Source organism: Zhongshania marina (assembly GCF_002915595.1).
Lineage (GTDB): Bacteria > Pseudomonadota > Gammaproteobacteria > Pseudomonadales > Spongiibacteraceae > Spongiibacter > Spongiibacter marinus_B.
The window spans coordinates 118,807-124,938 of the sequence record NZ_PQGG01000003.1 but is presented as its reverse complement, the minus strand read 5'-3'; the positions used below and the strand labels follow the sequence as shown (position 1 = coordinate 124,938).

The following is a 6,132-nucleotide window of genomic DNA, read 5'->3' as shown; positions in this document are numbered from 1 at the left end:
GCGTTGAGGCTGTAGATTTTCTCTTAAAAACCAGTGTTTTTTGCTAAAATCAGGCATCTGATCAGGGAGTGATGACATGCCCAAGTTCAAGCCTTACAACTACAACCAAGATGCGATGGTTGTGATCAATTTTGCCGAGCAAATTCAGCCTGGTACCTTCGAGTTTACGCTGCACCATCTCATAGAAAATCATATCGATCTGTCAGTCTTCTACGACAAGTACAACAATGACGAAGGTGGTCGCAAGGCCTACGACCCGGCAGTGCTGCTCAAGATTATCCTCTTTGCTTATTCCAAGGGGATCACTTCCAGTCGGGAAATCCAGTGGCAGTGCGAGCACAATATTATCTTTAAGGCGCTGTCCTGCGATTCGGTACCCCACTTCACGCTTATTGCCAGTTTTGTTAGCAACTACCCCGATGCCATTGAAGCGGTGTTTGAGGAGGTTCTGCTGGTCTGTGACCAGCAAGGCTTGCTGGGTTTGGAGTTGCTTGCCATCGACGGGTGCAAAATGTCGTCCAATGCGGCGAAAGAGCACTCAGGTACTTTTGACGAACTCGCACAGAAATCCGCCAAACTCCGCAAACAGATTCAGCACCACATCAAAGAGCATCAGCGCCTGGATGCACGTAAACCCAACGAGAAGGTGCGCCAGCAACGGGCCGAGCAGGCCGCCAATACCCTGTTCAAGCAGTATAAGAAAATCAACGATTTCCTAAAGACAGCAGCCCCAAGGATGGGGCAAGGACAACGGCCAAAGGAAGTAAAAAGTAATATCACCGACAACCAATCCGCCAAAATGCTGACCAGCAAAGGCACGATCCAAGGCTATAACGGAGTAGCCACCGTAGATAAAAAGCACCAGATCATTGTGGATGCCCAAGCCTTTGGCGAAGGTCAGGAGCACCATACACTCAAGCCTGTTCTAGGCAGAGTCGAGAACCGCTTCGAGCGCTTAAACATCAATGCCTCCATCTACGGAAAAGGCTTGGTCATCACCGCTGACACTGGCTTTGCGAATGAAGCCAATAACGAATTCCTGAAGAAGAACCGGATTAACGCCTACATCCCCGACAATCAATTCCGTCAGCGTGATCCAAAATTCAAAGATCAGAAAGCCAAGTACGGGAAGCGCCATCGGGACACAGTGAAAGGCCAGAAGTCAGTCATTCCGGCCAGCGAGTTTACTCTCAATATTACAAAGAAAACCTGCCATTGCCCGACAGGAAAAGAGATGTGGCTGCACAGCGAAGGCACTACCACCGGCGGCAAACTCAAGCTCAGCTTTGAGGGCAGGCTCACCGACTGTCGCCATTGCCCAATTAAGACTGACTGCATGCGCAACCCAGCATCAGCCGATACACGGCATGGCCACGGTCGCCAAGTGGCCTTCACTATTGATAGTGGCAAGACGGCGACAGACTGGATGAAAAAGCGGGTCGACAGTGCCAAGGGCAAACTGATCTACAGTCACCGGATGTCTGTAGTGGAGCCAGTATTTGGTAACATCGGTACCAACAAAGGCTTGAACCGCTTCTCGCTGAGGGGCAAAGACAAGGTTCAAGGACAGTGGCAGTTGTATTGTTTAGTCCACAATATTGAGAAGCTCTCCCGCTATGGTCGAATCGGGTTATATTAGGCGGAACAAGGGCCATTTACAGCTCAAAGTGGTGCCTCAGAACAAAACGAAGCGGCTGATAGAAATCCAAAGGAGCAGGAAGCGTTGTGAAGAAATCCGAAAATAAGCAAGATTTTGAGGCGCGAGGAATCATGCGTTCTGCTAAATCAGAAAATCTACAGCCTCGTTAAATTGCGAGACCGCACCACTTGCACAATATGCTGTACAGGTTATACTTGATCAGTTTGCTGTACAAGTAGGGTGAGTCCCCATGAGAATTATTAGTTTTTCCGATGCTCGAAATAAGCTAAAAAGTGTATTAGATCAAGTGGTTAGTGATGCCGACTACACTGTTATTACTCGAAGAGATTCTGAGGACGCAGTTGTGATGTCTTTGGAGCAGTTTAATGGCCTCATGGAAACGGTTCATTTGCTAAAAAGTCCGGCCAATGCTGCTCATCTTTCAAAATCCATCAAGCAGTACAGGGCCGGGAACACAAAACAACATGAGCTGACCAATGATTGAGGTTCTTTCATGGACCGGAGAGGCTTGGTCAGATTATTTGTACTGGCAGACTCAGGATAAAAAAACATTAAAGCGCATCAACAAGCTCATTCAAGATACTCAGCGATCTCCATTTGAAGGTATCGGAAAGCCCGAGCCTTTAAAGGAGAATTTGGCAGGCTTTTGGTCCAGGCGCATTGATGATACTAATCGGTTGGTTTATGCGGTAGATGCCAAACAGCTTACGGTTATTTCTTGTCGCTACCATTATGAAAAATAATTGAACAAGGCCAAGCACATCGCCCGCAAAAAGCGCGGGTTGGGCCTCGCTGCGTTCGGTCTGTGTTGGCGGCGTTAAATGCCCGTCACCAGAAAGTCTATCGCAGCGACTATGTCATCTCGTACTGAAGCCAATGAGCTGTCTTTCCTTTTGAGAAAACTCGCAGATACACTAGTAAGCTGGTGAGTAAGAAGGGCATAGTTTTTATTCCTAATTTTTACAACCGGACAAAGATTGCCTGGGTAGCTCTTGTCAGATTTGCCGACAGGAGTTAGAGGGATAACTACTCTACTATTTAGTGTGTCAAGTAGGCTATTTTGAATATCAACAAAATATGGATATGTTCTGTTGGTGTCTTTATCTGTATTAGCGTAAAGGTCAAATTGAGCCATCAGAATGCCCTGTGTTTATCTGAGAATAGGCCGTTTTGTTCGGTCAGCTCATTGCAGGCATCAATGGCATCACGGTTGTTCTCAAGCCATCGCTTACGCTTCTCTTGGCGTACTTTCTCGGTTAGTGCCTGCTCAAGTGTAGCTGAAAGGTTAATGTTTAGGTTTCTAGCCTCGGCAAGTAACTCTTTGTTTATACTGAGGTTTGTGGCTTTTTTTTGGGTTGTACCGTCAATTGCAGTTTGCATCACAGTGGCTCCATGCATAGTCTATGCGCATCATTGATGCGCACTATGGTAGTTGGGCGCATTTAACAAGTCAATCAGCTACGCGCCTTCGGCTCCGGACAGCTAAAAGCGTGGCTTCGCCACAACGCTACCGGTTATTGATGCGTTGAGGTTGTAGAAAAACTCCGCCGCGAACGTCCGCTTTGTACCAACATCGGCCCTAGGATACGCGCTCTAAAATCTGTTTTACCATAATGTAGTCAGCGACAATGCTTACTACAGATTGGCTAATGCAGGCGGCGTTTGTATTAAACACCGCCTCGGAGGGGATGGTTATGGGTGTGATTGCATTACAGCTTCAGCAATGCTCTTAATCGGTTCTACCTGATTCATGCTGTAAAAATGAATACCCGGTGCGCCGCCTTCCATCAAAATATGGCAAAGCTCGGTCACAAACTCTGTACCGAAATCAATAATACTTTGCTGGTCGTCGCTGTAACCTTCTAGTTTCTTGGACAGCCAGCGAGGAATTTCTGCACCGCAGTTGCGGGAGAAGCGCGCCAGATTGTTGTAGTTAGTGATTGGCATAATGCCGGGATAAATCGGTTTGTCGATGCCAGCTTTGTCGCAGGCTTCTAAAAAGTAGAAGTAGGAGTCTGCGCTAAAGAAATACTGGGTGATAGCGCTATTGGCGCCGGCGTCCAGTTTATCTTTTAAGAAGCTAATATCTGCGTCGTAACTTTTTGCGTCGGGGTGAACCTCAGGATAGGCCGCGACTTCTAATTGGAAGTGGTCGCCGGTGTGCTTGCGGATAAACTCAACCAATTCACGAGCGTAAACCAAACGGGTTGCGCCCATGCCGGAGGGAATGTCGCCGCGCAGTGCAACAATGCGATCTATGCCCGCATCTTTGTAGCTATTTAATAATTCTAAAATATCAGACTCGTCATCGCCGCCAAAAGACAAATGTGGCGCGACGGATAAGCCAGCCTTTTTTGTTTCTAATACAATGCCGCGGGTATTGTCGCGGGTTGAGCCGCCTGCACCATAGGTGACAGAAAAAAACTCAGGATTAAGTGCCGCTAATTGACTGCGGGTGTCTTTCAACTTCTCGCGACCGGCCTCGGTTTTGGGCGGGAAGAATTCAAAGCTGTAACGGTTTGCCATGATGTATTCCGATAATGTTTTGGACGCGTTGCGCTTTTCGCATTCGTTAAGCTGCTCGGCTAAATGCTGGACGGGAGATGGGAGACGCTAAGACTTCGCGTTTTCCGTCTCCCGTAAAGCGTCTCCCGCTTAGTACTTATAGCTCTCTGGCTTAAACGGCCCTTCAACGCTAACGCCAATATAGTCAGCTTGAGTTTTGCTGAGCTTGGTTATTACGCCACCGAAACCAGCTACCATGTCGGCCGCTACTTCTTCGTCTAGCTTTTTAGGCAGTACTTTTACGGTGATAGCGTCTGTTTTTAGGCTGGCGTCGATGTCAGCAAAACGGCGCTCGTAGAGGTACATTTGTGCAAGTACTTGGTTGGCGAATGAGCCATCCATGATGCGGCTTGGGTGGCCTGTTGCGTTGCCTAGGTTTACCAAGCGACCTTCCGAAAGCAGGATTAGGTGGTCGTTGTTTGCCTTATTGCGGTGAACGAGGTGAACCTGTGGTTTTACTTCTTCCCACTCCCAATTTTTGCGCATAAAGGCTGTGTCAATTTCGTTGTCGAAGTGACCGATATTACATACTACACAGCCGCTCTTTAGGCTTTTAAGCATATTGGAATCGCAGACATTGACGTTGCCGGTGGTGGTTACCAGCAGGTCGGTGTTGCCCAAAACCAAACTGTTGATGCAGGCTTCGCTGCCATCGTTAACGCCGTCGATATAGGGTGATACGACTTCGTAGCCGTCCATGCAGGCTTGCATTGCACAGATTGGGTCGACTTCAGTAATTTTAACAATCATGCCTTCTTGGCGAAGTGATTGTGCAGAGCCCTTGCCCACGTCACCGTAGCCAATAACCAATGCCTTCTTGCCAGATAACAGGTGATCTGTGCCGCGTTTGATGGCATCGTTCAAGCTGTGGCGGCAGCCGTATTTATTGTCGTTTTTCGACTTGGTCACCGAGTCATTTACGTTGATGGCAGGTACTTTTAGCTCGCCCTTCTTCAACATTTCTTGTAGGCGGTGAACACCTGTTGTAGTTTCTTCGGTAATACCGTGAATGCGATCCATCATTTGTGGGTATTTCTGATGAAGCAGGCCGGTTAAGTCGCCGCCGTCGTCCAGCACCATATTGGCATCCCAAGGCTGGCCATCTTTAAGGATGGTTTGCTCTAAGCACCACTCGTATTCTTCTTCGGTTTCGCCTTTCCATGCAAAAACTGGAATGCCTGCAGCGGCAATAGCGGCAGCTGCGTGGTCTTGGGTAGAGAAAATATTACAAGATGACCAGCGCACTTCTGCGCCCAGCTCGATCAAGGTTTCGATTAACACGCCGGTTTGAATCGTCATGTGAATACAGCCCAAAATTTTAGCGCCCGCTAACGGCTTGTCCGCACCGTATTTATTGCGCAACGCCATCAGCGCAGGCATTTCGCCTTCGGCAATGCTGAGTTCTTTGCGGCCCCAAGCGGCTAGGCTGATGTCGGCTACTTTGTAATCGGTGAATGTAGTCATGTTGTATTCCTCATTTTAAAATCGTGGTCGGACGTCTGGTGTCGGATGTCTGACGAAAAAGACGCTAGTCCTCAGTTTTTAATTTGCGTTTTAAGCTACTTAGCATCGCAAAAATTTTGTCGATGCTATTTTGTAACTCACTAATTTCTTCTAGATACTGTAATTGCAGTGCAATGAGCAGCTGCGTTTCTACTTCCAATAAAGAGCCATTCGCGATATTTAAAAAACGTATAAAATCTTTGTCGCTGTGGCGGCCAGAACCTTCCGCAATATTCGACGGAATGCTTATCGCTGCTCTTCGTAACTGTTGGCAAAGCCCAAACCGCTCAATTGTTGGTAATCGCTCTGTGGCGTGATATACCCCGACAACTAAATTCATAGCCTCTTGCCAAACCAATAATTTTTGATACTTCCGCCGATCCATGGCAGTACTCCATGTTTTA

At 47.8% G+C, this 6,132-nt stretch carries 8 protein-coding genes; 3 read left to right on the top strand and 5 right to left on the bottom strand.

The window, feature by feature from the left end; translation table 11 throughout:
- Nucleotides 1-76 precede the first annotated feature (76 nt).
- The 3 genes from C0068_RS01255 to C0068_RS01245 all read left to right on the top strand — a co-directional run bounded on the left by C0068_RS01255 (nt 77) and on the right by C0068_RS01245 (nt 2,403).
- Nucleotides 77-1,639, top strand: coding sequence for a transposase (locus tag C0068_RS01255; protein ID WP_103682677.1), 1,563 nt, complete (start codon nt 77-79; stop codon nt 1,637-1,639).
- A gap of 250 nt (nt 1,640-1,889) precedes the next feature.
- Complete coding sequence (locus tag C0068_RS01250; protein ID WP_103682676.1) at nt 1,890-2,144, top strand: type II toxin-antitoxin system Phd/YefM family antitoxin; 255 nt, start codon at nt 1,890-1,892, stop codon at nt 2,142-2,144.
- Nucleotides 2,137-2,403, top strand: a complete 267-nt coding sequence (locus tag C0068_RS01245) for a Txe/YoeB family addiction module toxin (RefSeq protein WP_103682675.1) — start codon at nt 2,137-2,139, stop codon at nt 2,401-2,403. The genes C0068_RS01250 and C0068_RS01245 overlap by 8 nt, the downstream gene beginning before the upstream one ends.
- A 74-nt stretch (nt 2,404-2,477) precedes the next feature.
- On the opposite strand, the gene C0068_RS01240 is transcribed toward C0068_RS01245, so the two are convergent.
- The 5 genes from C0068_RS01240 to C0068_RS01220 all read right to left on the bottom strand — a co-directional run bounded on the left by C0068_RS01240 (nt 2,478) and on the right by C0068_RS01220 (nt 6,113).
- Entirely contained in the window at nt 2,478-2,795 is a 318-nt protein-coding gene (locus C0068_RS01240; RefSeq protein ID WP_103682674.1) for a CcdB family protein, read from the bottom strand.
- On the bottom strand, nt 2,795-3,040 hold the full coding sequence (locus C0068_RS01235) for a type II toxin-antitoxin system CcdA family antitoxin (protein WP_103682673.1): 246 nt from the start codon (nt 3,038-3,040) through the stop codon (nt 2,795-2,797). The genes C0068_RS01240 and C0068_RS01235 overlap by 1 nt, the downstream gene beginning before the upstream one ends.
- 312 nt (nt 3,041-3,352) lie before the next feature.
- Entirely contained in the window at nt 3,353-4,186 is an 834-nt protein-coding gene (gene metF, locus C0068_RS01230) for a methylenetetrahydrofolate reductase [NAD(P)H] (RefSeq protein WP_103682672.1), read from the bottom strand.
- A 129-nt stretch (nt 4,187-4,315) separates the two neighbouring features.
- On the bottom strand, nt 4,316-5,689 hold the full coding sequence (ahcY, locus tag C0068_RS01225) for an adenosylhomocysteinase (RefSeq protein ID WP_103682671.1): 1,374 nt from the start codon (nt 5,687-5,689) through the stop codon (nt 4,316-4,318).
- A 64-nt stretch (nt 5,690-5,753) separates the two neighbouring features.
- Nucleotides 5,754-6,113, bottom strand: coding sequence for a four helix bundle protein (locus tag C0068_RS01220; protein WP_103682670.1), 360 nt, complete (start codon nt 6,111-6,113; stop codon nt 5,754-5,756).
- Nucleotides 6,114-6,132: the final 19 nt, after the last annotated feature.

What these genes read in the sequence shown, in the direction of transcription:
- C0068_RS01255 (WP_103682677.1), top strand. Translation starts at nt 77, where the DNA reads ATGCCCAAGTTCAAGCCTTACAACTACAACCAAGATGCGATGGTTGTG.
- C0068_RS01250 (WP_103682676.1), top strand. Translation starts at nt 1,890, where the DNA reads ATGAGAATTATTAGTTTTTCCGATGCTCGAAATAAGCTAAAAAGTGTA.
- C0068_RS01245 (WP_103682675.1), top strand. Translation starts at nt 2,137, where the DNA reads ATGATTGAGGTTCTTTCATGGACCGGAGAGGCTTGGTCAGATTATTTG.
- C0068_RS01240 (WP_103682674.1), bottom strand. Translation starts at nt 2,795, where the DNA reads ATGGCTCAATTTGACCTTTACGCTAATACAGATAAAGACACCAACAGA.
- C0068_RS01235 (WP_103682673.1), bottom strand. Translation starts at nt 3,040, where the DNA reads ATGCAAACTGCAATTGACGGTACAACCCAAAAAAAAGCCACAAACCTC.
- metF (WP_103682672.1), bottom strand. Translation starts at nt 4,186, where the DNA reads ATGGCAAACCGTTACAGCTTTGAATTCTTCCCGCCCAAAACCGAGGCC.
- ahcY (WP_103682671.1), bottom strand. Translation starts at nt 5,689, where the DNA reads ATGACTACATTCACCGATTACAAAGTAGCCGACATCAGCCTAGCCGCT.
- C0068_RS01220 (WP_103682670.1), bottom strand. Translation starts at nt 6,113, where the DNA reads ATGGATCGGCGGAAGTATCAAAAATTATTGGTTTGGCAAGAGGCTATG.